This window comes from Mesorhizobium sp. P2_A12, from assembly GCF_056405075.1.
Map to the genome: position 1 here is coordinate 1 of NZ_JBFUCU010000013.1, position 24,662 is coordinate 24,662.

Here is a 24,662-nt window from a genome sequence, read left to right on the forward strand (position 1 = left end):
CTGACCACGACCATGCCCTACATGAAGGTCGTCATCGACACGATGAAGGAAAAGGGCATCCGCGACGACTATGTCGTGCTGGTCGGCGGTGCGCCACTGAACGAGGAATTCGGCAAGGCCGTCGGCGCCGACGCTTATTGCCGCGACGCCGCGGTGGCGGTCGAGACCGCCAAGGACTTCATGAAGCGCAAGCATAACGTGCGCGCTTCGGCGTGATTGGCCAATCCGGCATGGACCATAGAAAAAGCCGCGCCTTGCAGCGCGGCTTTTTTGTTCCCAAGTGATTGGAATGCTAAGTGCGGATCAGGGCTTGGTGACGGTGTCCTTGACCGCCCTGGCCGTCGATTTGACATCTTTGCCGACGCCGCGGACGGTGTTCGCACATGCCGTAAGGGCCAGGGCGCAGGCAAGGATGGCTATCGGCGCGATGCGTAACAGTTTCATGGACGGTGTCTCCCTCAATAGATAAATTAGCCCCGCAGCAACGAAGGCCGGCTCGACTGGTTCCATGGCCAAGATACAAAAAACGAAACCGAATCAAGACGACAGGCTGCTCGTCATCGCCTGCGGGATGATTGCGCGCGAAGTTCTGGCCGTCAAGGAACAGCTCGGACTGGATCACCTCGATCTAACCTGCTTGCCGGCGGAATTTCATTTCTATCCGGATCGCATCGCGCCGGCCATGGACAAGGCCATCGAGAAGGCCAAGGCGGACGGCTACGAACACATCTTCGTCGGCTATGCCGATTGTGGCACCGGTGGCCTGCTCGACCAGATCTGCGAGAAGCACGGCGTCGAGCGCATGGCCGGCCCGCATTGCTTTGCCTTCTATCAAGGCATGGAGGCCTATGCGAAAGTCGCCGACGACGACATGATGTCCTTCTACATGACCGATTTCCTGTGCCGTCAGTTCGACGCCTTCTTCATGAAGCCGCTCGGCCTCGACAAGCACCCGGAGTTGATCAAGGACTATTTCGGCAATTACGAGAAGCTGATCTACCTCGCCCAGACCGACGATCCGGAGTTGGACAAGGTGGCGGAAAAAGCCGCAAAACTGCTCGGCCTCGCCTATGAGCGCCGCGCAACCGGCTATGGCGACCTGCCGGCCGGAATGGCACAGGCCGCGCTACACGCCGGCTAGGCAGTTCCCACTTCCGCCCGCAGCTCGGCAAGCACATCGGCAAAGCTCGTCCTGCAGACGAATCCCAGCCTGTCTCTTGCCCGCGAGGCATCATAGACGCGGTCGATGGAGGAAAACATCGTCCAGCCTTTTCGCGCATAGAGCGCCGCAAAATCCGGAAAATAGCGCGCGACGACCGACGGGGCGTCGGCGATCAGTGCCGCGCAATCATCGGGCCGGAAAGGCGTCGGCGCCGACACGATGAAAATGTCGAGACCCAGCTGCGGCGCCTTTTCGAGGGCAAGGATGTGGGCAGCGGCCGCGTCCTCCACCGTCAACCGGCGAAACAGCAGTTCATTGGCCTTGGTGTTGGCATCCGACTGTTCGATCGCATGTGCCATGTCGTCGGCTTCGGGAAAGAAGCGGGCGGTGCGCAACACCACCACCGGCAGCCCATGCTGGATATGATAGAGGCGGCAGAGATGTTCGGCCGAAAGCTTGGTGACGCCGTAGATGTTGCGCGGCTCGGGTGACATCGCCTCCGTCAGCCAGGCGGCCTTGCGCGCCCCACCTTTGAACCCGTCGCGTATCGCCTGCGAAATCATCAGCGACGTCGTCGACGTGAAGATGAAACGCTCCACGCCAGACACCACCGCTGCATCGAGCAGGTTCAACGTGCCTTGCACGTTGGTCGCGACAAAATCGCTGTTGGCGCGGTTCTCGATATTGGGCTTGTGCAGCGCACCGCTGTGGATGATCGCCTCGATCTGTTTGTCGCGGACAGTGCGTAGGACCAAATCACGATCGGCGATCGAGCCGACAATCCGGGTCTCCCTCGATGGAACAGGATCGAGGCCGGTGACATCGTGGCCAAGGGCCCGCAGGCGCGGCGCCAGCGCGCTGCCCAGCCAACCCGACGATCCCGTGAGCAAGATTCGCATTCGTCACACCATGATTTTTGACCGTGACGCTGTTAAGCACGGATGACGGGCGCCAGCGACCCGGTAAGTTATGCACCAGGTCAGCAGCGGCGCTGCTCGAGACATCAACCGGGAGGCCTCCTATGATCCTTCGTCCATTGCTCGCCGCTGTCGGTCTGCTCTGCTTCACCCTTCCCGCCCTTGCCGATGGTGAGGTGCAGAAACTGATCACCGCCGCCGACAAGACACGGCTCGACAAATATGGCGAGACCCGCAAGGCGGCGCTGGCCGAAGCGAAAGCGGGAGATCCCGCCGAGGTCAAGCAGCTCGACGCCTTGCTGGCAAAACCGATGGTGGCGTTTTCCGACAAGGACCTGACCGGCAACTGGCAGTGCCGCACCATCAAGGCAGGCGGTTTGAGCCCGCTCGTCATCTATGGCTGGTTCAAATGCAAGGTGACCGACGACGGTTCCGGCTGGCGGCTTGAAAAGATCAGCGGCTCGCAGCGAACCCAGGGCCGCTTTTTCGACGATGGCGAGAAGCGCGCCATCTATCTCGGCTCCGGCTCCGTCAACAACGATCGGCCAAAGCCTTATGGCAACGGCCCACAGACCGACCAGGTCGGCTATGCCTTCCGCACCGGTGCCGGCGAATGGCGCATCGAACTTCCCGCGCCCTACTACGAATCGAAGCTCGACATCCTCGAATTCAAGCGCTGAGCGTAGTCATCAAGATTTAACTCCATTCCGGCACAAATCCGGCCAGCATGCGGCAGCCGGCCGCGTGCAAGGCAGGAAAGCGACCATGTCTTCACCGGTTGGAACCAGTGCGTCGATCGTCGTCGTGACCGGCGGCGGCCAGCATGTCTGGGCCATGATCAACGCAATCGCCGATCGCGTCGGTCCTGTCAGCGTCATCCTCGAAACCCCTGAATCCAAAAAGCAATTGCTGCGTGGTCGGGCTCGCCGCCAGGGTTGGGTCTCGGCCATGGGCCAGCTTGGCACGATGGTGCTGAGCAGGGTGGGCAAGCGGCTGCTGGCTCGCCATGGCGCGCGATTGATCGCCGAGGAGAGACTGGAGGTTGAGCCGCGACCAGGCCAGGAGATTATCCAGGTGGCCTCGGCCAATGGGCATGAGTGCCTGCAGGCGATCCAAAAGATCCAGCCAGGCGTCGTGCTGCTCAACGGTTGTCGACTGATCTCGGCCGAGATGCTGCGCAAAATGCCCTGCCCGGTGCTCAACTACCATGCGGGCATCACGCCGAAATATCGCGGCATGAATGGCGGCTATTGGGCTCTGGCATCAGGTGATGCGCAGAATTTCGGCACGACTGTCCACCTCGTCGACGCTGGCGTCGACACTGGCGGCGTGCTGAAGCAGGCGCGCGGCAGACCGAAAAAAGGCGACACCATCTCAAGTCACGCGCTCCGCCAGGCGGCATTCTCGCGCGACATCTGCATTGAGGCCGTCAGCGATGCGCTGGCGGGAAAACTCACGACGATCGATCCCGGCCTGCCCTCGAAACAGTGGTATCACCCGACGATCTGGTTCTACGTCTGGACCGGCCTCAGAACCGGAATCTGGTAGGTCTCGTCAGCCCGGAGCCGGACAAGGCCAGACGGCTTTTCGGCACGCCGACCCTGCCGCCGGTGCGCCCCGCGAACGAATAAACGCACCTTTCATTTTACGACATCCGAATGCGTCGCTTTTGAATGCGCGCGCGTCGTCCCATAACAAGCGGCCCAACTGCGCTTCCGGCAATGCTCGCTCCATCGAGGAGTGAGAATTCATGGCCGATCTGATCGTCGTCTACTGGCGCGACATCCCTGCCCAGGTCATCGTCAAGAAGGGTCGGCAGAACGCCAAGCGCGAACTGCCGCTGCGCTTCACCGAAGCGATCGACATGTGCGCCATGCGCACCGGCGCCGGCGGCACCGACGACTATCTGGCCGAATGGCGCAAGGCTGATCCTGTTCCGGTCGGCGACGACCTCGAAGCCGAGGTCGAGAAGGCGTTCCAGGACATCGACACGACATACGACCGTGAGCGGCTGGTCGCTCTGGTCAAGGCGGGCGGCAAAGAAAATGTCTGACACCCAGCCAACGGTTACCCAGGCCACCCTGGTCAAGAAGGCAGCGCCGAAATCCGACTATAAGCCGGCCGACGTGTCGCCGCAGCGCCGCGTGCAGCGTTCGTTCGCGGTCAGATTGTGGTCGGTGCGCCACTCGCGATTGCTCGAATGGTTCTATGCCAGATTCGCCGACATGTTCCTGCTCCTCCACCCCTTGTGGAAGGGCATCGGCTACGGTCGCGTCGAAGGGCCGGTCAAATTTGTCGAAAAGCGCGTCAAGGGCTTCATGTTCGACTGCCGCATGTGCGGCCAATGCATATTGTCCTCGACCGGCATGTCGTGCCCGATGAACTGCCCCAAGCAATTGCGCAACGGCCCGTGCGGCGGCGTGCGCGCCAACGGCAATTGCGAGGTCGAGCCTGATATGCCCTGCGTCTGGGTCAAGGCCTGGGAAGGCTCGCAGAACATGGTCCACAACGACAGGATCCTGACCGTGCAGAAGCCGGTCGATCAGTCGCTGCGCGAAACCTCGGCCTGGCTGCGGGTCACCGCGCAGGCGGCCGCCGCGCGCGAAGCCGCCGCTGCCGCCAAGAATGGGGCGGCAAACACCGGGGCATCGGCATGATCGGAAGCCAGCGCGACGAGAACCCGGCCGGCATCCATCTGCCGCTCGACCCCCTGCCCGGCCACACCTCGCGCGGCCGGCTGGAACGTGTCCTGCGGCGTGGTGAATTCGCGGTCACGACCGAGCTCAACCCGCCCGACAGCGCCGACCCGGAAGACGTCTACAACCGCGCGAAGATCTTCGACGGCTGGGTCGATGCGATCAACGCCGTCGACGCCTCGGGCGCCAACTGCCACATGTCGTCGGTCGGCATCTGTGCGCTTTTGACCCGCATGGGCTATGCGCCGATCATGCAGATCGCTTGCCGCGACAAGAACCGTATCGCCATCCAGGGCGACGTGCTGGGCGGGGCTGCGATGGGCGTCGCCAACATGCTGTGCCTGACCGGCGATGGCGTGCAGGCCGGCGACCAGCCGGGCGCCAAGCCGGTCTTCGACCTCGACTGCATGTCGCTCCTGGAAACCTGCCGCATCATGCGTGACAACGGCAAGTTCCTGTCCGGCCGCAAGCTGACGACGCCACCGCAGCTTTTCCTTGGAGCGGCGATCAATCCGTTCGCACCGCCGATCGACTTCCGCCCGCATCGGCTGGGCAAGAAGATCGCCGCCGGCGCGCAATTCGTGCAGAGCCAGTATTGTTTCGATGTGCCGATGTTCCGCACCTACATGCAGAAGGTGCGCGACCTCGGCTACACCGAACAGTGCTTCATCCTGGTTGGCGTCGGACCGCTGGCCTCGGCCAAGACGGCCAAGTGGATCCGCTCCAACGTGCCGGGCATTCACATCCCCGATTCGGTCATCAAGCGGCTTGAGGGCGCGCAGGACCAGAAGAAGGAAGGCAAGCAGCTCTGCATCGACATCATCAATGAGGTGAAGGAAATCTCCGGCGTCTCCGGCGTCCATGTCATGGCCTATCGCCAGGAGGAATATGTCGCCGAGATCGTCGATGAATCGGGCGTGCTGAAGGGCCGCCAGCCATGGAAACGCGAAATCCGTCGCGACGACCAGATGGTCGCCGACCGGCTCGAGCACATACTGCACGACGACATTACCGAAACGCAGGTGGACATGGTGAAGACCGCGCACTGACGGCGCGGACGACCACCCGTTCGCTTGAACGAAACCAGACAACGATATAAAGAAATCTTTATATCACGGCGGAGTGAATTCATGACCCGAACCATCGTCGCCTCGGCGACACGAGAAATCATCATCGGCTTCGACCAGCCGTTCTGCGTGATTGGCGAACGCATCAATCCGACCGGCCGCAAGAAGCTGGCCGCCGAGATGATCGTGGGCAATTTCGAGACGGTCATCAGGGATGCGCTCGAGCAGGCAGCCTGTGGCGCCACCATGCTCGACGTCAATGCCGGCGTTACCTCGGTCAACCCGAACGAGACCGAACCCGGCCTGCTGGTGCAGACGCTGGAGATCGTCCAGGGCCTGGTCGACCTGCCACTGTCGATCGACTCGTCGGTCACCGCCGCGATCGAGGCCGCGCTGAAGGTCGCCAAGGGCCGGCCGCTGGTCAACTCCGTCACCGGCGAGGAAGAAAAGCTCGAGGCCATCCTGCCGCTGGTCAAGAAGTACAACGTCCCTGTCGTCGCGATCTCCAACGACGAGACCGGCATTTCGATGGATCCGGATGTGCGTTTCGCCGTTGCCAAGAAGATCGTGCAGCGCTGCGCCGATTTCGGCATTCCCGCGCATGACGTCGTCGTCGACCCGCTGGTGATGCCGATCGGCGCGCTCGGCGATGCCGGCCGCCAGGTGTTCGCGCTGCTGCGCCGGCTGCGCGAAGAGCTGAAGGTCAACACCACCTGCGGCCTGTCCAACATCTCCTTCGGCCTGCCGCATCGCCACGGCATCAATGCCGCTTTCATCCCGATGGTGATCGGCGCCGGCATGACATCAGCCATAATGAACCCGGTGCGTCCGCAAGAAATGGAAGCCGTGCGCGGCGCCAATGTGCTCAACGGCACCGACGAGAACTGCACCAACTGGATTCGCACCTACAAGGACTACAAGCCGGCCGAAGGCGGCCAGGCGGTGGCCGCCCCGACGCAAGTCAATGCGCCGGGCGAAGGCGCCGGCAATGGTGGACGCCGCCGTGGCGGCCGTGAAGCCCGGATGGGTCGGGGATAAGCGCGCAATCGTGGACTGTCCTGCAAACCTCACCGAACCGATCGTGCAGTTGATGCCGTCGGGACGGTGTGCGTTTCGGTCAGGCCGTGCCCAAAATGGCGTCGAACAGCACCATTCCCGCCCACGATCCGAAAATGCCGGTCAGCCCGCCGACAATGAAGTCGTCGTCGGCGGCCGGCCAGAACCCATGGAGCAGCAGGGCTCCGACAATCGCGCCGACGATACCGGACGCCAGATATTGCGGATTGCGCAGCCATGGGCCGCGCAGCAGGCGCACCATGGTAAAAGCGGTTATTATGGCGGACAGGAGGAGATCGGACATGATTGGCCTCTGGACCATCAATCACTCCGCCCATTAGTCAAACGATCCGTTAAACGGCATCGACAATCGTCATCGAGACGCGTGCAAGCATGAATTCACCTGCCAACATCACCGATCCGCTCGTGCTGTTCATGCCGTCGGGCAAGCGTGGCCGGTTTCCTGTCGGCACGCCGGTGCTCGATGCCGCGCGCCAGCTCGGCGTCTATGTCGAAAGCGTCTGCGGCGGTCGCGCCACCTGTGGGCGCTGCCAGATCGAAGTGCAGGAAGGCAATTTCGCCAAGCACAAGATCGTCTCCTCCAACGACCACATCACGCCCAAGGGCGCCAAGGAAGAACGCTATGAGCGCGTGCGCGGCCTGCCCGAACGGCGGCGCCTGTCCTGCTCGGCGCAGATTCTCGGCGACCTCGTCATCGACGTGCCGCAGGACACGGTCATCAACGCGCAAACCATCCGCAAGGATGCCGACACCAGGGTGATCGCCCGCGATGCGGCGATCCGCATGTGCTATGTCGAGATCGAAGAGCCCGACATGCATAAGCCGCTCGGGGATCTCGACCGCCTCAAGATCGCCCTGATGAAGGACTGGAACCTCAAGAGCCTGGACTTCGATTTTTATCTCTTGCCGCAAGTGCAAGGCATTCTGCGCAAGGGCAGCTGGACCGCCACCGCTGCCATCTACAAGGATGCCGACTCGGAGACCGCACGCGTCATCGCTTTGTGGCCGGGCCTTAAGAACGAAGCCTATGGGTTGGCCTGCGATATCGGCTCGACCACCATTGCCATGCATCTGGTGTCGCTGCTGTCGGGCCGCGTCGCCGCCTCGTCGGGCACGTCGAACCCGCAGATCCGCTTCGGCGAGGACCTGATGAGCCGGGTCTCCTACGTGATGATGAACCCCGACGGTCGTGAAGGCATGACGGTCGCCGTGCGCGAAGCGATCTCCGGCCTGGTCGACAAGGTCTGCGCCGAAGGCAATGTCCACCGCAACGACATCCTGGATTCCGTCTTCGTCGGCAATCCGATCATGCACCATCTGTTCCTCGGCATCGACCCGACCGAGCTTGGCGGCGCGCCTTTCGCACTAGCGGTTTCAGGCGCGGTGCACGTCAAGGCATCCGACATCGGCCTGAAGCTCAACCAGGGTGCCCGGCTCTACATGCTGCCTTGCATCGCCGGCCATGTCGGCGCCGATGCGGCAGCGGTGACGCTGTCGGAAGGCCCACATCGCCAGGACGAGATGATGCTGATCGTCGACGTCGGCACCAATGCCGAGATCGTGCTTGGCAACCGCACGCGCGTCGTCGCCGCCTCCTCGCCCACCGGCCCCGCTTTCGAGGGCGCGGAAATCTCCGGCGGCCAGCGCGCCGCCCCCGGTGCCATCGAGCGCGTGCGCATCGACCCCGACACGCTGGAGCCGAAATATCGCGTCATCGGCTCGGAATTGTGGTCCGACGAGCCGGGCTTCCTCGACAGCGTGCAGGCGACCGGCGTCACCGGCATCTGCGGCTCCGGCATCATCGAGGTTGTGGCGGAAATGTATCTCTCCGGCATCATCTCCGAGGACGGCGTCATCGATGGCGGACTTGCCGCCCGCTCGCCGCGCGTCACCGCCAATGGCCGCACCTTCTCCTACGTGCTGAAGGAAGGCGAGCCGAAGATCACCATCACCCAGACCGACGTGCGAGCCATCCAGCTCGCCAAGGCAGCGCTTTACGCCGGCACAAAGCTGTTGATGGAAAAGCAGAACACCGACCATGTCGACCGCATCCATTTCGCCGGCGCCTTCGGCTCCTTCATCGATCCGAAATACGCCATGGTGCTGGGCCTGATCCCGGATTGCGATCTCGACAAGGTCTCGGCTGTCGGCAACGCCGCCGGCGCCGGTGCGCGCATGGCGCTGCTCAACCGCGGCTATCGCCGCGAGATCGAGGACACTGTCAGCAAGATCGAGAAGATCGAGACCGCGCTGGAACCGAAATTCCAGGAGCATTTCGTCTACGCCATGGCGCTGCCCAACAAGGTCGATCCGTTCCCGAAACTGTCGGCGGCGGTGAAACTGCCGCCGCGCAAGACGGTCAGCGAGGACGGTGTCGCCGGCGACGCCGCTCCGCGCCGGCGTTCGCGCGAGGGCCACGCCGCCCGGCGCGGCCGGGAATAAGCGGGCGCGCCCAGGTCGCCAGCCTCTCCAACTCATTTGTATGCAAATGTTTCCGGATCTGCCTGTTCGGAAACCGAAGTGTTGTTTTCGTGAAATCCGCTGGAAACATGCGCGGCGCATTTAAGCCGGCGTCGAAGGCCGGCCGGAAATGTCTTCCTGCCGCAGTGACCTTCCGGAGGAAACCAAAATGTCGATGTTCGAAAGCCTCGGCCGCTATGGTGCGGCCATCAAGTTTGCCCACGACAGGAAGAAGTCGATCCGGGCCATGAACAGCCTGCCGCCGCATGTCCAGAAGGACATTGGTTGGCCGGCATCGCCGCCGAACGACCCGCAGGCCGCGCTCATCTCGCTGCTTCTGGGTACGGCACGCTGATGACATTCGCCGACAAATGCAAGCTGCTCGTCAGGCGTCGGAGCCCCCATGCGGCCTCGGCGCCTGGCAACACTAGGCTGCGCGCCGCGCTTCTGCTGCGGCGTTGATCGTCGGCGCAAGCACCACGGCGCGGATCACACCACCGTGTAGACATAGCGTATAACTTGACATTTTCGGCCACGGCACGATGTTCGCAAGAGAGGGGAATTCTCTTAGTCGGCTGCCGCCGAAGTTCGTGTATCCGCCATGCCAAGTTTGAAAAGCCACGTTGTGTCCTTCGTGCTCCGGTACAGCCGCAAGAAGGCGTTTTCCAGCCCGGAAAACCTGCAGCGCTGGATCGCTGCCGCGCGCAAGACCGAGAACCACCAACCTCCCGCCTTACTGCATCAGCGTCTCGACATCCAGATGCATACGGTCGATGGCTTCCCTGTCTATGAAATCGCCCCCAAGGCCGGCGAGCAGAAGCGGATGCTCTATCTGCACGGCGGCGCCTATGTCTTTGAAATCACGCCCTATCACTGGCACCTGATCGCCGACATGGCCGACCGGCTGGGCTACGGCATCACCGTGCCGATCTATCCTATCGCCCCCGAACACGATTTCCACGCCATGTTCGGTATGGTCGGCGACGTCTACCGCCAGATGCTCGACGAGACGGAGGCCGAGGATATCGTCTTCATGGGCGATTCCGCCGGCGGCAACATGGCCGTCGTGCTGACCATGATGGCCGCGGAACAGGCCCTGCCCCTGCCGTCGCGCCATGTGCTGATTTCGCCCGGCCTCGACATGTCGCTTTCCAACCCCGAAGTGTTCGAGGCCGAACGCCGCGACCCCTGGCTGGGCATTTCGGGCGGGATGGAGGCTGTCCGGCTCTACAGCGCCGGGTACGATCGCAGCGACTGGCACATCAGCCCGCTCTATGGCGACCTCTCGGTGCTGCCGAAAACGCTGCTCCTAACCGGCTCGCACGACCTCCTCAGTCCTGACAATCTGATCTTCGCGCAAAAGGCGCGCGCCGCAGGCGTCGAGGTCGAGGTCGTCTACGAGGAAGGTATGTTCCACGTTTGGCCACTGATCGACATGCCTGAAGCACGGCGGGCGCGCGACAGCATCGTGACCTTCCTGGCCGGGGAAAAAACCTTTGGTCAAGCCGAGATCGAGGCGATCACCTGGTCGGTCAAGGCTTCATCTAGCGAACCATTCAACACCGGATTGGCCAGCACGAAAATTGCTTCCACTATGTCTTCATCTCGCTCTGGCTGGTAGTCGATATCTTCCCTGCATTCGATCAGATCTGCCCAAGCCTCCACGTCCGCAGAGGTGAGCTCTCCTTCCTGGAACCGTCGGAGCACACTCAAAATATGATAAGTGGTCAGGACGACCACTGGCGTCTCGGACCAACCCAGGTCGCTTACGTTTGCAGCCAGAACATCAATCGGCTTGCCACATGTGATAAGGTCGCTGAGCACTGAAACCCGGTTCACAGCCGGCGCATCAGAACTTGCCGGTTTCCCGGAACACTTCGAAGGTCGCGCGGATATGGTCGGCGACGGCCTTGACCGGCGCGCTGGCGTCCGGCGCCACCACCATCGCCAGATTGTAAGTGCCGATGTCGGGCATGCCGTCCTTCGGGCAGAGTTCGACCATGTCGTTGCCGAGGAATGACTTCGGCAGCGGCGCCACTGCGAGATCGGACATGATCGCGGCGCGCTGGCCGGCGGTGTGCGCACTCATATAGGCGATGCGGTAGTTGCGGCCTTCGCGTCCAAGCGCCTCAAGTGCGCCGGCCCGCCAGGCGCAGCCCTCTTCCCAGAGCGATACCGGCAAGGGTTCGCGCAGATGTGCGCAGCCGCCCTTGGCACCGGCCCAGACGATCGGCTCGGTGAGCAGAACCTCGGCGCCGAGCGCACTGGTCTTGTAGGAGTTGGTCAAGAGCGTGATGTCGAGCGCGCGGTCGTCCATGCGCCGGCGCAGATTGCTGCTCTGGTCGATGGTGACATCGACGGCGATCGACGGATGCGATTGCGCGAAACGCTTCAGCACATGCGGCAGCACGCGCTCGCCATAGTCATCCGGCGAGCCGAGCCGGACAACGCCGACAATCTCGGGAATGATGAATTTCGACACCACCTCGCGGTTGATCGACAGCAGCCTGCGGGCATAGCCGAGCAGCATTTCGCCATCCGTGGTGAGAGACACCGAGCGTGCGTCGCGCGCGAACACCGAGCGGCCCAGAATGTCCTCCAGCTTCTTGATCTGCATGGAGACGGCCGACGGCGTGCGGAAGACGGCATTGGCGGCGGTGGTGAAGCTGCCTGTCTCGGCAATCGCCACGAAAGTGCGCAAAACGTCGAGATCGAGCAGTGGCAGTGGGTGATTGAGTGGGGCGTTCATGGGAAGCGACCTTCAATTTTTCTGATACAAAGGATCATTCCATTTCGTTTGATTGAACATCAGATTGGGACGATAGTCAACACCATCGAGGCAGGACGCATTGGAAGTGGCCCCGAAACGACCACGACACAAACCTGCAATCGACATGAAATGCGGTTGAAACAAAAGCGACGTAACCGTGTCACCGTCTGGCATCCGCCAGCACCAAAGGAGAAAGAAATGTCTATCCTGTCGTCCATCGGTCGGATCGCGACCGAATTCAGCGCAGCCCGCGCCCGCTACCAGACCGAACGCGCTATCCACTCTCTGCCGATCGAACTGCAGAAGGACATCGGTTGGCCTGAAGCTGCCGACACCAAGACCGGCATTCGCAACGGCGTCGGATCCTGGGCTGGAGCAAAGTAAATCGTGTGTACCATGTGCTGAAGGCCTGCCGCGCGGCCCGCCCGGCAGGCCTTCTCTGTTTTATTTGTATTCAAACGAGTTTTGGAGCCATGTCGCCAGCGCATGACGCATATGAGAAAGCCGCATAGCGACCCAGTTTCCCAATTAGTCCATTGTAAACAATCGCAAATTTCGAGCATGTTGCCCAAATTTGTCGCAATCGGCGTCGCATTTCATAACAAGCGCTTCGCTTTTGCGATTTAGTTTTACGCAGCACAAGCCTATATCAGCGTCAGCAAACGAGCTGCCCCACTCCATCAAGCGAAGGCGACCCGTCTGAGCAACCGAATGGAGATGATCATGAAGCTTTTTGCCCGCCTCTTCGCCCGCCGCGAAATGAACCTGACCACCGCTCTCGAGCGTCAGCGCCTCGCCAACACCATGCCCGGCCAGACCGGCGCGATGGCTGCGGCGCGCCTCGGCTTCGTCGCCTGAACTTTTTTGCAGGCAGCGCTTCCCTGCCGCTGCTTTAAAACTGCAACGCCGCCTGGTTCCTCCCAAGGCGGCGTTTTTGTTTCCGCCGCAAGGCGTGATCTGGCTGTTCCTGAACAGTTGGGCGTCTCGTGCAGGCCTCGCTGAACACCCGATTGCCCATTTGCGACCCATGTCGCAAATTTAATCGTGTCCTGGCCGCGTAGCCGATTGACAGACATGGTTTTTCCTGATGTCGCTATGCTAATCGCGACATCCTGTTCGCGTCATGGCTGCGTGAGGTTCCCTTGAACGCCGTAAAGCATCCGATCAAGCGATCGTTTGTATTCTTTCTTATTCCCGATTTCACCATGATCGCGTTTGCGACCGCGCTCGACCCGTTGCGCTCGGCCAACCGCATGCTTGGCTATGAGGCCTATCGCTGGCGCCTCGCCAGCATCGACGGCAAACCGGTGCGCGCTTCGAACGGGGTCGAATGCGCGGTCAACACCTCGCTGGAGGAAGAGCGCAAGAAGATGGCGGGCCCTGACCGGCCGAACATGGCCATCGTCTGCAGCGGCGTCAATGTCGAGCGCTATCAGAACAAGTCGGCCTTCGCCTGGCTGCGCGAGGAGTACAATCGCGGCGTCGCCGTTGGCGGCCTGTGCACCGGCGCGCATATCCTTGCCGCCGCGGGCCTGCTGTCCAATAAGCGCTGCGCCATCCACTGGGAGAACCTGCCGGGCTTTTCCGAGGCGTTCCCGAAGGCCAATGTTTTTGCCGACCTCTTCGAGATCGATCAGAATATCTACACCTGCGCCGGCGGCACCGCGGCACTCGACATGATGCTGAAGCTGATCGGCGACGATTTCGACGAAAACCTCGTCAACCGCGTCTGCGAGCAGGTGCTGACCGACCGCGTGCGCAGCCCGACTGACCGCCAGCGCCTGCCGCTACGCGCCCGCCTCGGCGTACAGAACTCGAAGGTGCTGACCATCATCGAACTGATGGAGGCGAACCTGTCCGAACCGCTGTCGCTGATCGAGATCGCCGACCATGTCGACCTGTCGCGCCGCCAGATCGAGCGGCTGTTCCGCACCGAGATGGGACGCTCCCCTGCCCGCTACTATCTGGAAATCCGGCTCGACCGCGCCAGGCACCTGCTGATCCAGTCGTCGATGCCGGTGGTCGAGGTGGCGGTCGCCTGCGGCTTCGTCTCGGCCTCGCATTTCTCCAAATGCTATCGCGAGCTCTATGCCCGCTCGCCGCAGCAGGAGCGCGTCGACCGCAAGCAGTTGCTGGCGGCCTGAGCCGGCGGATCAAGGTTGCCTAGGCGCTCTGCGCCTGCGCCGTGCGCATCGCTTCGACGCGGATATCCTCGGTCAGCCGTGCCTTCAGCGCCGAGAATTCCGGGCTGGTCTTCAGCGTGTAGTGGCGCGGATGCGGCAGGTCGATGGCGACATCCGACTTGATGCGGCCGGGCCGGGCCGTCATCACGATCACGCGCGACGCCATGAAGATCGCCTCTTCGATGTCGTGGGTGACGAACAGCACCGTTTTCTTGCGACGCTCCCAGATGCCGAGCAGCAGCTCCTGCATCAACCCGCGCGTCTGGTTGTCGAGCGCGCCGAACGGCTCGTCGAGCAACAGGATCTCGGGATCGTTGGCCAGCGCGCGGGCTATAGCCGTGCGCTGCTGCATGCCGCCGGAAAGCTGCTTCGGCCAATGGCTCTCAAACCCTTTCAGCCCGACGAGATCGATATAGGAAGCAACGATCCCGTCACGCTCCCTTTCGGGCATGCCGCGTTCGCGCAGGCCGAAGGCGATGTTCTCGGCCACCGTCAGCCAGGGAAACAGCGTGTAGGACTGGAAGACCATGCCGCGATCTGGCCCAGGCCGGGTCACCGCCTTGCCGTCGAGCAGCACCCGGCCTTCGCTTGGCGCTTCCAGGCCGGCGACAATTCTGAGCAATGTCGACTTTCCGCAGCCCGATGGACCCAGGATGGTGATGAAGTCGTTGGCCGCGACCGCCAGGTCGACCGGCATCAGCGCCTTGACCGGCTCCCCGCCGCGCACGCCGGCGAACGTTCGCGAAACGCCCTCGATGAGAAGCTTGCTCACGCCAGGCTCCACGGAAAGAGCCAGCGGTTGAAGGCCTTGAAAGCGAAATCGGACAACAGTCCGATCAGCCCGATGACGATGATACCGAAGATGATCTGCCCCGTCGCCAGCCGCGACTGGCTGTTGATGATCATGTAGCCGATGCCGGAGGACGAGCCGATCAGCTCGGCGACGATGACATAGGTCCAGGCCCAGCCGAGCACCAGCCGCAACGTCTCGGCGATCTCCGGCGCATTGGCCGGCATGATCACACGGCTGACGATGCCGTTGTTGGTGGAGCCCAGCGTATAGGCAGCCTCGACCAGGTCGCGGCGCGTGCCGCCGACCTTGACCGCGATGATCAGGATGATCTGGAACACCGAGCCGACGAAGATGACGAGCAGTTTTTCCAGTTCGCCAATGCCGGCCCACAGGATGAGCAGCGGAATGAAGGCCGAGGCCGGCAGGTAACGGGCAAAGGAGACGAAAGGCTCCAGGAACGCCTCCACCGGCTTCCAGGCGCCCATCGCGATGCCGAGCGGCACCGCGACGACCGAGGCCAGCAGGAAGCCGCCGAAGACGCGCCAGATGGTGATCAGTATGTCGAGCCAGAAGCGATCCTCGACCAGCAGCCGCCAGCCATCCCGCAGCATCGACAGCGGATCGGCGAGGAAGATGCGATTGACGTGGCCGCCAAGCGTGATCCACGCCCAGAAGGCAACGAACAGCACGAAGAAGGAGATGCCGAGCACGGTTCGGATGCCCGGCGAGACTGGATGCAAGGGGCGCATCTTCAAATCGTCCCCATCTTCAAATCGTCACTTGTCCAGGAGAAAACGGCGGCGCCGAGCGCCGCCGCGAGATGGCCGAAGGCCGGACTGTCAGTTCGACACCGCGCTGGTGTCGGCCAGCGTGGTGACGTCGGGCGCTTCCTTGATCAGCCCCATCTGCAGCAGAAGATCGCCGGCGGTCTTGGAAAAGTCCTGGAATTCCTTGGTGAAGAACTGCTTGTTCTCGGCCTTGTCGGCCCATTTCAGGTACTTCGCCGAATCCTCGAACTCCTTGGCCGACTGCTTCACGTCGGCGCCCATGATCTCGTAGGATTTCTGCGGATCGCTCTTGATCAGGTCGAGCGCTTCGAAATAGCTGTCGGCAAGTGCCTTGGCGGCATCGGGATTGGCCTTAAGGAATTCGGGCGTGCAGCCGACCGTGTCGAGCACCATCGGGTAGTCGAGCGTCGTCGCCAGGATATGGCCCTGGTCGGATTTGCCTCGCACCGCCGAGATGAACGGATCATAGGTGACGGCGGCGTCGTTCTGACCGGCGAGGAAGGCCTGCGCCGCCGCGTCCGGCTCCAGGTTGACGACGGTCACATCCTTGGTCGACATGCCGTTCTTGTTCAGCACCCAGGCGAGCATGAAGTAGGGCGACGTGCCCGGTGCCGAGGACGCGACATTCTTGCCCTTGAGATCGGCGACGGTCTTGATGTCGTTGCGGACGACGATGCCGTCGGCGCCATAGGACTTGTCGAGCTGGAAGATCTGCTTGGTGGTGACGCCGCTGGCATTCCAGACCAGCCAGGTCTCGACCGTGGTGGCGGCGCATTGCAGGTCGCCGCTGGCGATGGCGAGCGGCCGGCTCGCTTGCGGCACCTTCTTCAAGGTCACGTCGAGGCCGTGCTTCTCGAACAGGCCTGCCTGTTTGGCAAGCGTCAGCGGCGCGAAGCCGGTCCAGCCGCTGATGCCGATGGTGACAGATGTGGCAGCCATCGCCGGTGCGGACAAGCCGGCGGCAAAGGTCAATGTTGCGGCAAGAACGGCGATCCTGGTCATGTCAGTTCCCCTTTTGTTTTCTCTGAGGAAATTGTGTCACAGAGGCCAATCGGCTTGTCAATGAACAGATGGTGAGGTGCAATGCGGGCCGGCGCCGATAGCCCCACTGGATCGCCCGCCCGCCGCCGAAACGGCATCAGCCCCCAGAAATCCGGCATGCCTTCAGTAGTCGTCGCAATAACACTCCGCCGACGAGATGCGGTCGTTCCACTCGCTGCCGCCGAAATTACGGACCCTGCGCTTGATCTCGATCGAACGGCCGCCCATCCGCGAGTCCTCATAGGCAACGAGCGTGCAACCCCGACGGACGATCACCGACGACACACGGTCGTTCCAGAACTGACCGCCGCGAAAATTCACGGAATCGTCGGACCCCATGCCGATAGATCGCCCGCGAAAATTTGCGTGCTCGAACATGATGCAGGCGGGCTCATCATTGTATTGGGCGCTGGCGCCGTCAGCAAAAAGCACGGATGCGACGGCAGTCAGGATGGCAAGACGTTTCATCTGATGTTTTCCTCGGTTCTGACCGCGGCGCCCCCGCCGCAGGATCGCGCGGCTTCGCCAGTTTGCCATTGCTTCCGCCGGAGAGGCAAGCCTAGCGGCTGTCGAACATCCAGCTGCGGTTGCGCCACATTTTCTCCCCGACCAGGCAGTCGCTGGCGGGCGCGTCCTGCGCCAACACAACTGGTGGATGCGCGGCTTCTTCCGCCGCCCATTGCGGTGAGGCCGGGCCGGCAAGCTCCAGCACCAGCTTGCGGCGGATGGCTTCGGGAAATTGCGTCCAGTCGTTGACCGGGATCATGAAGGCCCCAGGACCGCCGATAACGCAATCACTGTAGTAGCGATCGAGATTGTTGACGTCGTAGGCGCCGGAAAAGCCGCCTCGGGTCATCAGCGGCAGCCCGTTGATGACGATGCCTTGCTTGACCAGCCCGTCGCGGGTGAGGTTGACCGGCGCGCCCTGGTTGTTGGGACCGTCACCCGAAATGTCGATGACCCGCTTGTCTCCCTGGTAGCCGCTTTCAGCAAAAAGATCGCTGCCGAACTCCAGCGCGCCGGAGATCGAGGTGCGCCGCGCGCTGCCGGGCGGGTGGGCCGACAATTGCGCAACCACACGATCCGCGTCGGCGCGATTGGCGATCACCGTCCACGGCACGATGACGCGCTGCCAGGTGGTGCCGGCCCACTCGACATAGGTGACGGCGATCTTCCCATGAGCGCCGTCGGCGATCGCCTGCAGCACGTTGTCGTGCGTCAGCGCCGCCGCGTAGCCGTGCCGCTGGATCTCAAGTTCATCGGGCGACATCGACAGGGAAACATCGACGGCCAGCACCAGCTCGACATCGACCGGTTCATCCGCGGTGGACACCGGCGTCAGCCAGAGCATCATTGCGATCGCGGCGCTGCCCGACAAGACATGTCTTGCACCTGAAAAAGCAGACATGCCGCAACGGTAAGCGAGAATCGTCCGATAAAAAAGTGAAAAGCCCGGCCAAGAGCCGGGCTTCACGCTGTTTCGCGCTTGCCGGTACTCAGCTGCGCGGCTTGAGGTTTTCCGGATCGTAGAGCGGCTTGTAGCCGACCGCGGCGACTTCGACCGGATAGGTCTCACCAAAATACTCGATGGTGAGCTTGCGGCCTTCCTGGGCAAACGCCCACGGCAGATAGGCGAGACCGATGTTCTTGCCGAAGGTCGGCCCATAGGCCATCGAGGTCGTGAACGACCGGCGGCCGAGTTCGTCGACCAGCGTTTCACCCGTCTTCGGGTCCATCACCGGCATCGTGCCGACGGGATAGCGGGCAACGCCTTTCGAATCGACATTCTCGGTCATCACCAGCGTGCAAAGCGTGGCCGGCTGGTGCTCGCGCGCGCGGTACTCGACATGCTTGGCCTTGCCGCAGAAATCGTTCTCCTTGACCTTCGGACGGGCTAGATCGGCTTCGAGCAGATTGTACTCGGTCAGCAGGTCGGCATTCTGCAGGCGCAGGCTCTTTTCCATGCGGCGCGTGTTGGCATAGGTTTCGACGCCAAAGGGCATCACGCCGGTCGAGCGCAGCGCGTCCCAGACCGCGAGACCATCCTCGTAGCGCATATGCAATTCCCAGCCCTGCTCGCCGACATAGGAGATGCGGAAGGCGGTGACGTCCTTGCCGCCGATCCGGACCGGCTTGATCGCCGCGAACGGGAAGTTTTCAAGCGAGAGCCCGTCCGGATTCTCGACCACCTTCTGCAAGGTCGCCCGGGCATTCGGACCCCAGATGCCAATGGTGACGTATTTCTCGGTCACGTCGGTGATCGTGACGTCGAAACCTTTGTCCTGCGCCGTACGGCGCATGTACTGGAAGTCGCGCGGGCCGGCGTCCGCCCCGTCGATCAAACGACAGCGGTCGGCCATGCGGATGACGGTGAAGTCGGCGCGCACCATGCCTTCCTCGTCGAGGAAGTGGGTGTAGATGCCCTTGCCGATGTTGTTGTCGCCGCCGATCTTGGCCGCGCACAGCCATTCTAGCAACGCGACATGGTCCGGCCCTTCGATGTCATACATCGAGAAGTGCGACAGGTTGACGATGCCGCAATCCTCGCTCATGGCGAGATGTTCGGCATTGGAGACGCGCCAGAAATGGCGATTGTCCCACTCGTTCTCGCGCACCGGCACCCGGTTCCCGTATTTTTCCAGAAGATGCTCGTTGGCGGCATAGCCGTGGGCGCGCTCCCAGCCGCCGAGTTCCATGAAATAGCCGCCGAGTTCCTTTTCGCGCTGCCAGAACGGCGAGCGCCTGATGTTGCGGGCCTTGGAGAAGGGTTCGCGGGGATGCACCGCCGGATTGTAGACCTTCATCGCCGTCTCGGTGCAGCGGTCCCAGATGAACTGCTCCTTCGTCTGGTGCGGATAGAAACGCGCATAATCGATGGCGTGATGGTCGATCGCCGTGCGGCCGTCTGTCATCCAGTCGGCGATCAGCTTGCCCATGCCGGGCCCGTCCTTGACCCAGATGGCGACGGCATACCACAGGCCCCTCACCTTCTGGCTTTCGCCCATCGACGGGCCGCCATCCGCCGTCACCTGTAAGAGACCATTGAAGGAATGGCTCTCGTTGTAGCCGAGTTCGCCCAGGATCGGCGTCAGTTCCATGGCGCGTTCGAGCGGTCCCAGGATCTGCTCCATGTCGAGATCGCGCTGCGAAGGCGAAAGCCGGGCCTGGTCCTTCTCCAGCAGGTCGCGCGGATGGCAAAGGCGCGGATTGGTCTCTTCGTAATAGCCCCATTCGATCTGCCCGCCCTCGGCGGTCTTGGGATCGCCGGTGTCACGCATGTACGCCGAATTGCCCTGATCACGCAGCAGCGGCCAGCCGATCTCCTTGCCGGTGCCGGCGAACTCGTTATACGGGCCGAAGAAGGTGAGCGGATGGTCGATCGGCATGACAGGCAGATCCTCGCCGACCATCTCCGCGATCAGCCGGCCCCAGATGCCGGCACAGACCACGACATAATCGGCCTCGATGGTGCCGCGATCGGTCACCACGCCGGCGATGCGGCCGTCTTTGACGATGAGCGACTTTGCCGGAGTGTTGGCGAAGGATTTGAGCTTGCCGGAGGCTTCCGCCTGGTCGACCAGCTTGCCGGCGACGGTCTGCGAACGCGGGATGACAAGACCGGCATCCGGATCCCACAGGCCGCCCTGCACCATGCCTTCTTCGATCAGCGGAAATTTTTCCTTGATCTCGGCAGGTTCGATCAGGCGCGCGCGCGTGCCAAAGGCCTTGGCCGAGGCGATCTTGCGCTTGATCTCGTCCATGCGGCTGTCGTCGCCAACGCGAGCCACTTCGAGGCCGCCGATGCGCGCGTAGTGGCCCATCCTCTCGTAGAAATCGATTGAGTACAGCGTCGTCCAGCACGACAGGAAATCATGGCTGGTGGTGTAGCAGAAGTCGGAGGCATGCGCGGTCGAGCCGATGTCGGTCGGGATGCCGGACTTGTCGATGCCGACAATATCGTCCCAGCCGCGTTCGATCAGGTGATGGGCGATCGATGCACCGACAATGCCGCCCAGGCCAACGATGACGACCTTCGCCTTTTTCGGAAACTCTGCCATTGCCCGCGACTCCAAAGTGATAAAGCGGGCGGACTATAGGGCGGAGCGGTGGCGCTGATGAAGCCTGTTTGCGACATTGGCAAAAAGCCGAGCGACCAGACGACCGAATGGTTCACATCAAGCGCCTAGGGCGGTTTTCTATTTCTGCCGGAAGATCAGCTCAAGCGAAGGCCCACACATCCTCGGCCTGGATGCCGACCTGATAGCCTGCTGTCTTCAGCTTGACCACGACCTGGCCGATCTCGGCCGCCGGCAGCGCACCGACCTCGACCTTGATCATGCCTGGGCGATAGCGCTTGAGGTCGAGTTGTTCGAAGACGACCCAGTCGGCGCCCTCGCAATCGACGAGGAAGGCATCGATGTGGCTGATGTCGTTGCGGTCGAGCAGGGTCTGCAGCGTTTCCGACGGCACTTCGATGTCTCTCAGATGGGGCGCGAACTTGTTGAAGTTGGCGTCGGCTTCGTCCCAGGCATTCTTGCCCGACATCAGATTGGTGTCGGTCACCGACGAGCAGCCTATGAACTCGATCGGCAACGTGCCGGCCTCGAGTGCCGCGGCATCGAAGGTGTGGACGGTGATCGTGCCCTTCGTCTTGGTGACAGCCACCGGCTCGATGATGAACCGGCTCGTGTCGGGATAGTTGGCGCGCAACCGCTTCTGATTGTACGGGATCGGCTCGACCAGCATGGCGCGTGCACCAGCTATGCGGTGCAGCCACGGCGTGACGTCATCGAACAGCGCACCGTCGCAGGCGCCGACATTGACCATCTGGAACGGGCGCCCTGATCCGCCGAAGCGCGCCTTCAGCGCCGCCTTGGCCAGGAATTTCGTGCCGCGCAGCGATGGCCCGCGATCGAGAAGTCCAACGGGAAGACCGAGCGACAGGGCAATGCGCGCCAGGCTGGATACGGAACTCATGACTTGTCTCCGGGAATGACGTGCAGGGCGGCGCGATGCTGGCCACGCGCCACTGTCGCCCACAGCGCCATCAGCGGCGTCGCCAGCAGCAGGAACGGCGGGATCAGATTGGGGAAATAGATGCGGGTGTCGTGGATCGGAAACACGGCGAATTTCGCCAGCACGCCGAGCACCAGTGCTGCAAAAAGGATGCCGGCGCGACGCTCGAGGCGAAAGCCGGCGCGGCTTGCCGCGTACCAGCCGGCCAAAGCCAGCACCGACACGCCGACCCAGCTGTTCAGGCTGACGGCGCGCAACAGCGACGTGGCAAACGCCCGCAGATAGGCAGTGATCGAGAAGGGCGGCTCGAACCCGTTCATATTGTAGTGCTGCTCGATGCTGGAGAACCACAGATGCGGCCACCAGCCGGGGTGATGGGCCCAGTGCGAAATGGCGAAATAGGCGACGAAGGACGCCACAAAGCCGGCCAGAGCACCCCACGCCTTCTGCCTGAACACGACCAGCAACACAGCGAAAATGGCAAGGAAAACAATGTTGTCCGGCCGCGCCATGAAGGCAAGGAAGAGCAGGATCGCCGTTGCCGCCTCGCGGCCGCGGACATAGGCGTAAAGCCCGCCGAGGAACAGCGCCGAGCACAACAGGTCAGGCGTCGAGGCACGCGCCGCGTCGCCGAAGTCGGCCATGATCAGCACCGCGCCGACCAGAGGCGCCAGCGCCAGTGCCCGCTCCGAGCGCAGCCAGAGCAGTGCGATCGCGCCGAACAACAGCACGGAGAACACCGAGACGAGCCGCATCGCCTCGACTGGCGACATCACCGAGCTCATCGTCGACAAGATCTCGGCATAGAGGAACTTGATCCGGTACATGCCGAGCAGCGAATGGAAGTCGGCGGCATTCTCCGCCATGTGACTGCGGAAGCCGCCGCCATCATCGGTCAGCATCTTGTAGTCGCCCGCCGACACGCCGGCCTTGACGGTGATGTAAGCATAGTCATGCAGCGCCTGCGCATCGGGATAGGTGCCTTCCTCGGCGATGGCGAGATAGGGCAGCATGTCCCAGTTGGCGTCCGGCATCACCCATGCCGTGAACGCCGTCAGCAGGATGTAGAGCGCGAAAGCCGCCGCGCCGATAGGTGCCGCCAAACGCGCATAGGTCCCCTCGCCCCACGTCAGGCCGGCCTCGGTGAGCCGGTCGAGTGGGTTTTTCGCAAAGGGAGACTTGGTCAGCATGATTTTGCTCAGCGACCTTCGCTTTACCGGACTTGGCTTTTGACGAAATCCTTGACGATCGACACGATGCCGCGCGAAACCAGGCTGTCGAAGGCATCGACGAAACGGTCGACATGCTCGCGCTGGCAGATCAGCGGCGGCTCGAGCCGGATGACGTTGCGATTGTATTCGGTGAAGGCGACGAGCACGTCGTAGTCACGCAGCAAGAGCGCGCCGATGAAGCCCGACAGCGAGCCTTTCAGCCTGTCGTCGAGCACGCTGACGATCGGCCGCAGCACCATCGGCAAGGTCTGCGAGAAGTCGTGGAACTCCAGCCCGACCATGAAGCCCTTGCCGCGCACGTCCTTGATGATCTTGGGATATTTGTCCTTGAGCGCCTGCAGCCGCTGCAGCAGGTAATCGCCGGTGACCGCAGCGTTGTCGATCAGCCCCTCGTCATAGAGCACGTTGAGCCCCTCGATCGAGGTGACGCAGGCCTCGCCCATGCCGCCGAAGGTCGCCATCGCATGGATCATCGCCGTCTTCGGCGTGCCGTAGGCCTTCATGTAGACCTCGCGCCGGGCAATCATCGCGCCGACCGCCGCCTTGCCTGCACCAAGCGACTTGGCCAGCGCCGTCACGTCAGGAATGACGCCGTAATGCTCGAAGGCATAGAAGCGGCCCGAGCGGCCATAGCCGCACTGCACTTCGTCGGCGACCCACAGCACCCCATATTGGTCGCACAACGCGCGCAGCTTCTGCCAGTATTCGGCCGGAGCCTGGATGATGCCGCCGCCGCCCTGGATGGTTTCGAGCACGATGACGCCGACCTCCGAGTCGGAGCGGAACAGACGCTCGACCGCTTCGATGTCGGCAAAGGGGACGCGGACCGTATTGTCCGCCATCTTGAAGTCGGCGCGATAAAGCTGGCCGTCGGTGATGCCCAGCACGCCCTTGGTCTTGCCGTGGAAGGAATTCTCGGCATAGGCGATTTTCGGCCGCTTCGGGCCTGCGGCGCGCTCGGCGAGCTTGACCGCCGCTTCCATCGCTTCGGAGCCTGACGAGCCGAGGAACACCATGTCGAGATCGCCCGGTGAGCATTTGGCGATGTTGTGCGCCAGGGCCGCCGCATATTGCGACATGAAGGCGATGGCGATCTCCTGGCGCTTCTCCTCCTGGAATTTTTTCCGCGCTTCCAGAATGCGCGGATGGTTGTGACCGAAGGCCAGCGAACCGAAACCGCCGAAGAAGTCGAGGATCTTGCGGCCGTTCTGGTCGATGTAGAACATGCCCTCGGCGCGCTCGATCTTGATCTTGTGGAAGCCGAGCAGCTTCATGAAATGTAGCTGCCCGGGGTTGAGATGCGCCTTGAACAGGTCGGTCATCGCAGCGACGTCCATCGCCTTGGCCTGCTCGACGCTGATCAGCTCGGGCTTGGCGATGGTGGCGGGCGACAGCGCCGGCGCGCTGACCATGGTGCGCGCGCTCGTCTGTTCGGGCTTGGCAATGACGGTCATTTCAAT

The 24,662-nt window shown here is 62.4% G+C and carries 26 protein-coding genes and 1 pseudogene; 14 read left to right on the forward strand and 13 right to left on the reverse strand.

The genetic code is table 11. From position 1 onward, the window contains the following. Positions 1-216: pseudogene (locus AC1DZU_RS24860) on the forward strand (cobalamin-binding protein); the annotation flags it as partial. 87 nt (positions 217-303) lie between these two features. On the opposite strand, the gene AC1DZU_RS24865 reads toward AC1DZU_RS24860, so the two are convergent. Beyond that, the gene (locus AC1DZU_RS24865) at positions 304-444 is read right to left on the reverse strand and encodes an EncA/B family entericidin (protein ID WP_214470471.1); all 141 of its coding nucleotides are present in this window, start codon (positions 442-444) and stop codon (positions 304-306) included. Positions 445-508: 64 nt separating this feature from the next. Here AC1DZU_RS24865 and AC1DZU_RS24870 point away from each other — a divergent pair, with 64 nt between their 5' ends. Then, complete coding sequence (locus AC1DZU_RS24870) at positions 509-1,141, forward strand: DUF1638 domain-containing protein (RefSeq protein WP_477289251.1); 633 nt, start codon at positions 509-511, stop codon at positions 1,139-1,141. On the opposite strand, the gene AC1DZU_RS24875 is transcribed toward AC1DZU_RS24870, so the two are convergent. Further along, positions 1,138-2,061 carry an NAD-dependent epimerase/dehydratase family protein gene (locus tag AC1DZU_RS24875; RefSeq protein ID WP_477289252.1) on the reverse strand — a complete coding sequence of 308 codons (924 nt, stop codon included), beginning with the start codon at positions 2,059-2,061 and terminating at the stop codon, positions 1,138-1,140. The two genes, AC1DZU_RS24870 and AC1DZU_RS24875, sit on opposite strands and share 4 nt — an antisense overlap. Before the next feature lie 122 nt (positions 2,062-2,183). Here AC1DZU_RS24875 and AC1DZU_RS24880 point away from each other — a divergent pair, with 122 nt between their 5' ends. The 6 genes from AC1DZU_RS24880 to AC1DZU_RS24905 all read left to right on the forward strand — a co-directional run bounded on the left by AC1DZU_RS24880 (position 2,184) and on the right by AC1DZU_RS24905 (position 6,880). Then, positions 2,184-2,759 carry a DUF4893 domain-containing protein gene (locus AC1DZU_RS24880; RefSeq protein ID WP_477289254.1) on the forward strand — a complete coding sequence of 192 codons (576 nt, stop codon included), beginning with the start codon at positions 2,184-2,186 and terminating at the stop codon, positions 2,757-2,759. Positions 2,760-2,844: 85 nt separating this feature from the next. Beyond that, entirely contained in the window at positions 2,845-3,627 is a 783-nt protein-coding gene (locus tag AC1DZU_RS24885) for a formyl transferase (RefSeq protein ID WP_477289256.1), read from the forward strand. A gap of 202 nt (positions 3,628-3,829) precedes the next feature. After that, positions 3,830-4,132 (forward strand): virulence factor, encoded by a 303-nt coding sequence (locus tag AC1DZU_RS24890; protein ID WP_477289258.1) that lies wholly within the window; start codon positions 3,830-3,832, stop codon positions 4,130-4,132. Then, entirely contained in the window at positions 4,125-4,736 is a 612-nt protein-coding gene (locus AC1DZU_RS24895; protein WP_184873530.1) for a methylenetetrahydrofolate reductase C-terminal domain-containing protein, read from the forward strand. Before AC1DZU_RS24890 ends, AC1DZU_RS24895 begins: the two co-directional genes overlap by 8 nt. After that, entirely contained in the window at positions 4,733-5,824 is a 1,092-nt protein-coding gene (locus AC1DZU_RS24900) for a methylenetetrahydrofolate reductase (protein WP_477289260.1), read from the forward strand. Before AC1DZU_RS24895 ends, AC1DZU_RS24900 begins: the two co-directional genes overlap by 4 nt. 81 nt (positions 5,825-5,905) lie before the next feature. Beyond that, on the forward strand, positions 5,906-6,880 hold the full coding sequence (locus AC1DZU_RS24905) for a methyltetrahydrofolate cobalamin methyltransferase (RefSeq protein WP_184873528.1): 975 nt from the start codon (positions 5,906-5,908) through the stop codon (positions 6,878-6,880). A 79-nt stretch (positions 6,881-6,959) separates the two neighbouring features. Here AC1DZU_RS24905 and AC1DZU_RS24910 read toward each other — a convergent pair whose 3' ends face one another. Then, positions 6,960-7,202 carry a hypothetical protein gene (locus tag AC1DZU_RS24910; protein WP_477289263.1) on the reverse strand — a complete coding sequence of 81 codons (243 nt, stop codon included), beginning with the start codon at positions 7,200-7,202 and terminating at the stop codon, positions 6,960-6,962. A gap of 89 nt (positions 7,203-7,291) precedes the next feature. Between AC1DZU_RS24910 and AC1DZU_RS24915 the strand changes: the two genes are divergently transcribed. The 3 genes from AC1DZU_RS24915 to AC1DZU_RS24925 all read left to right on the forward strand — a co-directional run bounded on the left by AC1DZU_RS24915 (position 7,292) and on the right by AC1DZU_RS24925 (position 11,000). Beyond that, complete coding sequence (locus tag AC1DZU_RS24915; protein WP_477289265.1) at positions 7,292-9,361, forward strand: ASKHA domain-containing protein; 2,070 nt, start codon at positions 7,292-7,294, stop codon at positions 9,359-9,361. 187 nt (positions 9,362-9,548) lie between these two features. Next, positions 9,549-9,734, forward strand: coding sequence for a hypothetical protein (locus tag AC1DZU_RS24920; RefSeq protein WP_184873525.1), 186 nt, complete (start codon positions 9,549-9,551; stop codon positions 9,732-9,734). A 246-nt stretch (positions 9,735-9,980) separates the two neighbouring features. Beyond that, positions 9,981-11,000 carry an alpha/beta hydrolase fold domain-containing protein gene (locus AC1DZU_RS24925; RefSeq protein WP_477289267.1) on the forward strand — a complete coding sequence of 340 codons (1,020 nt, stop codon included), beginning with the start codon at positions 9,981-9,983 and terminating at the stop codon, positions 10,998-11,000. A gap of 228 nt (positions 11,001-11,228) precedes the next feature. On the opposite strand, the gene AC1DZU_RS24930 is transcribed toward AC1DZU_RS24925, so the two are convergent. Further along, the gene (locus tag AC1DZU_RS24930; protein ID WP_095087339.1) at positions 11,229-12,128 is read right to left on the reverse strand and encodes a LysR substrate-binding domain-containing protein; all 900 of its coding nucleotides are present in this window, start codon (positions 12,126-12,128) and stop codon (positions 11,229-11,231) included. Positions 12,129-12,347: 219 nt separating this feature from the next. On the opposite strand from AC1DZU_RS24930, the gene AC1DZU_RS24935 reads away from it, so the two are divergent. The 3 genes from AC1DZU_RS24935 (at position 12,348) to AC1DZU_RS24945 (ending at position 14,293) form a co-directional block, all read left to right on the forward strand. Next, entirely contained in the window at positions 12,348-12,533 is a 186-nt protein-coding gene (locus AC1DZU_RS24935; protein ID WP_184874366.1) for a hypothetical protein, read from the forward strand. Between the two features lie 339 nt (positions 12,534-12,872). After that, positions 12,873-13,007 carry a hypothetical protein gene (locus AC1DZU_RS24940; RefSeq protein WP_013894968.1) on the forward strand — a complete coding sequence of 45 codons (135 nt, stop codon included), beginning with the start codon at positions 12,873-12,875 and terminating at the stop codon, positions 13,005-13,007. Between the two features lie 347 nt (positions 13,008-13,354). Next, on the forward strand, positions 13,355-14,293 hold the full coding sequence (locus AC1DZU_RS24945; protein ID WP_425352300.1) for a GlxA family transcriptional regulator: 939 nt from the start codon (positions 13,355-13,357) through the stop codon (positions 14,291-14,293). A 19-nt stretch (positions 14,294-14,312) separates the two neighbouring features. Here AC1DZU_RS24945 and AC1DZU_RS24950 read toward each other — a convergent pair whose 3' ends face one another. From AC1DZU_RS24950 to AC1DZU_RS24990, 9 genes are all read right to left on the reverse strand, one after another. Further along, positions 14,313-15,104: an ABC transporter ATP-binding protein gene (locus AC1DZU_RS24950; RefSeq protein WP_477289270.1), complete on the reverse strand. Its 792-nt coding sequence runs from the start codon at positions 15,102-15,104 to the stop codon at positions 14,313-14,315. After that, entirely contained in the window at positions 15,101-15,874 is a 774-nt protein-coding gene (locus AC1DZU_RS24955) for an ABC transporter permease (protein WP_477289272.1), read from the reverse strand. The genes AC1DZU_RS24950 and AC1DZU_RS24955 overlap by 4 nt, the downstream gene beginning before the upstream one ends. Positions 15,875-15,964: 90 nt before the next feature. Further along, positions 15,965-16,915 (reverse strand): ABC transporter substrate-binding protein, encoded by a 951-nt coding sequence (locus AC1DZU_RS24960; RefSeq protein ID WP_477289274.1) that lies wholly within the window; start codon positions 16,913-16,915, stop codon positions 15,965-15,967. A 162-nt stretch (positions 16,916-17,077) separates the two neighbouring features. Then, the gene (locus tag AC1DZU_RS24965; RefSeq protein ID WP_477289276.1) at positions 17,078-17,422 is read right to left on the reverse strand and encodes a peptidase inhibitor family I36 protein; all 345 of its coding nucleotides are present in this window, start codon (positions 17,420-17,422) and stop codon (positions 17,078-17,080) included. 91 nt (positions 17,423-17,513) lie between these two features. Further along, positions 17,514-18,362, reverse strand: a complete 849-nt coding sequence (locus AC1DZU_RS24970) for a DUF1194 domain-containing protein (RefSeq protein ID WP_477289278.1) — start codon at positions 18,360-18,362, stop codon at positions 17,514-17,516. Between the two features lie 88 nt (positions 18,363-18,450). After that, positions 18,451-21,012, reverse strand: coding sequence for a GcvT family protein (locus tag AC1DZU_RS24975; RefSeq protein ID WP_477289279.1), 2,562 nt, complete (start codon positions 21,010-21,012; stop codon positions 18,451-18,453). Between the two features lie 160 nt (positions 21,013-21,172). Continuing rightward, positions 21,173-21,931 carry an FkbM family methyltransferase gene (locus AC1DZU_RS24980; protein ID WP_477289281.1) on the reverse strand — a complete coding sequence of 253 codons (759 nt, stop codon included), beginning with the start codon at positions 21,929-21,931 and terminating at the stop codon, positions 21,173-21,175. Further along, positions 21,928-23,160 carry a hypothetical protein gene (locus AC1DZU_RS24985; RefSeq protein WP_477289283.1) on the reverse strand — a complete coding sequence of 411 codons (1,233 nt, stop codon included), beginning with the start codon at positions 23,158-23,160 and terminating at the stop codon, positions 21,928-21,930. Before AC1DZU_RS24985 ends, AC1DZU_RS24980 begins: the two co-directional genes overlap by 4 nt. A gap of 23 nt (positions 23,161-23,183) precedes the next feature. Beyond that, on the reverse strand, positions 23,184-24,614 hold the full coding sequence (locus tag AC1DZU_RS24990) for an aspartate aminotransferase family protein (protein ID WP_477289470.1): 1,431 nt from the start codon (positions 24,612-24,614) through the stop codon (positions 23,184-23,186). Between the last annotated feature and the right edge of the window lie 48 nt (positions 24,615-24,662).

What these genes read in the sequence shown, in the direction of transcription:
- AC1DZU_RS24865 (WP_214470471.1), bottom strand. Translation starts at nt 444, where the DNA reads ATGAAACTGTTACGCATCGCGCCGATAGCCATCCTTGCCTGCGCCCTG.
- AC1DZU_RS24870 (WP_477289251.1), top strand. Translation starts at nt 509, where the DNA reads ATGGCCAAGATACAAAAAACGAAACCGAATCAAGACGACAGGCTGCTC.
- AC1DZU_RS24875 (WP_477289252.1), bottom strand. Translation starts at nt 2,061, where the DNA reads ATGCGAATCTTGCTCACGGGATCGTCGGGTTGGCTGGGCAGCGCGCTG.
- AC1DZU_RS24880 (WP_477289254.1), top strand. Translation starts at nt 2,184, where the DNA reads ATGATCCTTCGTCCATTGCTCGCCGCTGTCGGTCTGCTCTGCTTCACC.
- AC1DZU_RS24885 (WP_477289256.1), top strand. Translation starts at nt 2,845, where the DNA reads ATGTCTTCACCGGTTGGAACCAGTGCGTCGATCGTCGTCGTGACCGGC.
- AC1DZU_RS24890 (WP_477289258.1), top strand. Translation starts at nt 3,830, where the DNA reads ATGGCCGATCTGATCGTCGTCTACTGGCGCGACATCCCTGCCCAGGTC.
- AC1DZU_RS24895 (WP_184873530.1), top strand. Translation starts at nt 4,125, where the DNA reads ATGTCTGACACCCAGCCAACGGTTACCCAGGCCACCCTGGTCAAGAAG.
- AC1DZU_RS24900 (WP_477289260.1), top strand. Translation starts at nt 4,733, where the DNA reads ATGATCGGAAGCCAGCGCGACGAGAACCCGGCCGGCATCCATCTGCCG.
- AC1DZU_RS24905 (WP_184873528.1), top strand. Translation starts at nt 5,906, where the DNA reads ATGACCCGAACCATCGTCGCCTCGGCGACACGAGAAATCATCATCGGC.
- AC1DZU_RS24910 (WP_477289263.1), bottom strand. Translation starts at nt 7,202, where the DNA reads ATGTCCGATCTCCTCCTGTCCGCCATAATAACCGCTTTTACCATGGTG.
- AC1DZU_RS24915 (WP_477289265.1), top strand. Translation starts at nt 7,292, where the DNA reads ATGAATTCACCTGCCAACATCACCGATCCGCTCGTGCTGTTCATGCCG.
- AC1DZU_RS24920 (WP_184873525.1), top strand. Translation starts at nt 9,549, where the DNA reads ATGTCGATGTTCGAAAGCCTCGGCCGCTATGGTGCGGCCATCAAGTTT.
- AC1DZU_RS24925 (WP_477289267.1), top strand. Translation starts at nt 9,981, where the DNA reads ATGCCAAGTTTGAAAAGCCACGTTGTGTCCTTCGTGCTCCGGTACAGC.
- AC1DZU_RS24930 (WP_095087339.1), bottom strand. Translation starts at nt 12,128, where the DNA reads ATGAACGCCCCACTCAATCACCCACTGCCACTGCTCGATCTCGACGTT.
- AC1DZU_RS24935 (WP_184874366.1), top strand. Translation starts at nt 12,348, where the DNA reads ATGTCTATCCTGTCGTCCATCGGTCGGATCGCGACCGAATTCAGCGCA.
- AC1DZU_RS24940 (WP_013894968.1), top strand. Translation starts at nt 12,873, where the DNA reads ATGAAGCTTTTTGCCCGCCTCTTCGCCCGCCGCGAAATGAACCTGACC.
- AC1DZU_RS24945 (WP_425352300.1), top strand. Translation starts at nt 13,355, where the DNA reads ATGATCGCGTTTGCGACCGCGCTCGACCCGTTGCGCTCGGCCAACCGC.
- AC1DZU_RS24955 (WP_477289272.1), bottom strand. Translation starts at nt 15,874, where the DNA reads ATGCGCCCCTTGCATCCAGTCTCGCCGGGCATCCGAACCGTGCTCGGC.
- AC1DZU_RS24960 (WP_477289274.1), bottom strand. Translation starts at nt 16,915, where the DNA reads ATGACCAGGATCGCCGTTCTTGCCGCAACATTGACCTTTGCCGCCGGC.
- AC1DZU_RS24965 (WP_477289276.1), bottom strand. Translation starts at nt 17,422, where the DNA reads ATGAAACGTCTTGCCATCCTGACTGCCGTCGCATCCGTGCTTTTTGCT.
- AC1DZU_RS24970 (WP_477289278.1), bottom strand. Translation starts at nt 18,362, where the DNA reads ATGTCTGCTTTTTCAGGTGCAAGACATGTCTTGTCGGGCAGCGCCGCG.
- AC1DZU_RS24975 (WP_477289279.1), bottom strand. Translation starts at nt 21,012, where the DNA reads ATGGCAGAGTTTCCGAAAAAGGCGAAGGTCGTCATCGTTGGCCTGGGC.
- AC1DZU_RS24980 (WP_477289281.1), bottom strand. Translation starts at nt 21,931, where the DNA reads ATGAGTTCCGTATCCAGCCTGGCGCGCATTGCCCTGTCGCTCGGTCTT.
- AC1DZU_RS24985 (WP_477289283.1), bottom strand. Translation starts at nt 23,160, where the DNA reads ATGCTGACCAAGTCTCCCTTTGCGAAAAACCCACTCGACCGGCTCACC.
- AC1DZU_RS24990 (WP_477289470.1), bottom strand. Translation starts at nt 24,614, where the DNA reads ATGGTCAGCGCGCCGGCGCTGTCGCCCGCCACCATCGCCAAGCCCGAG.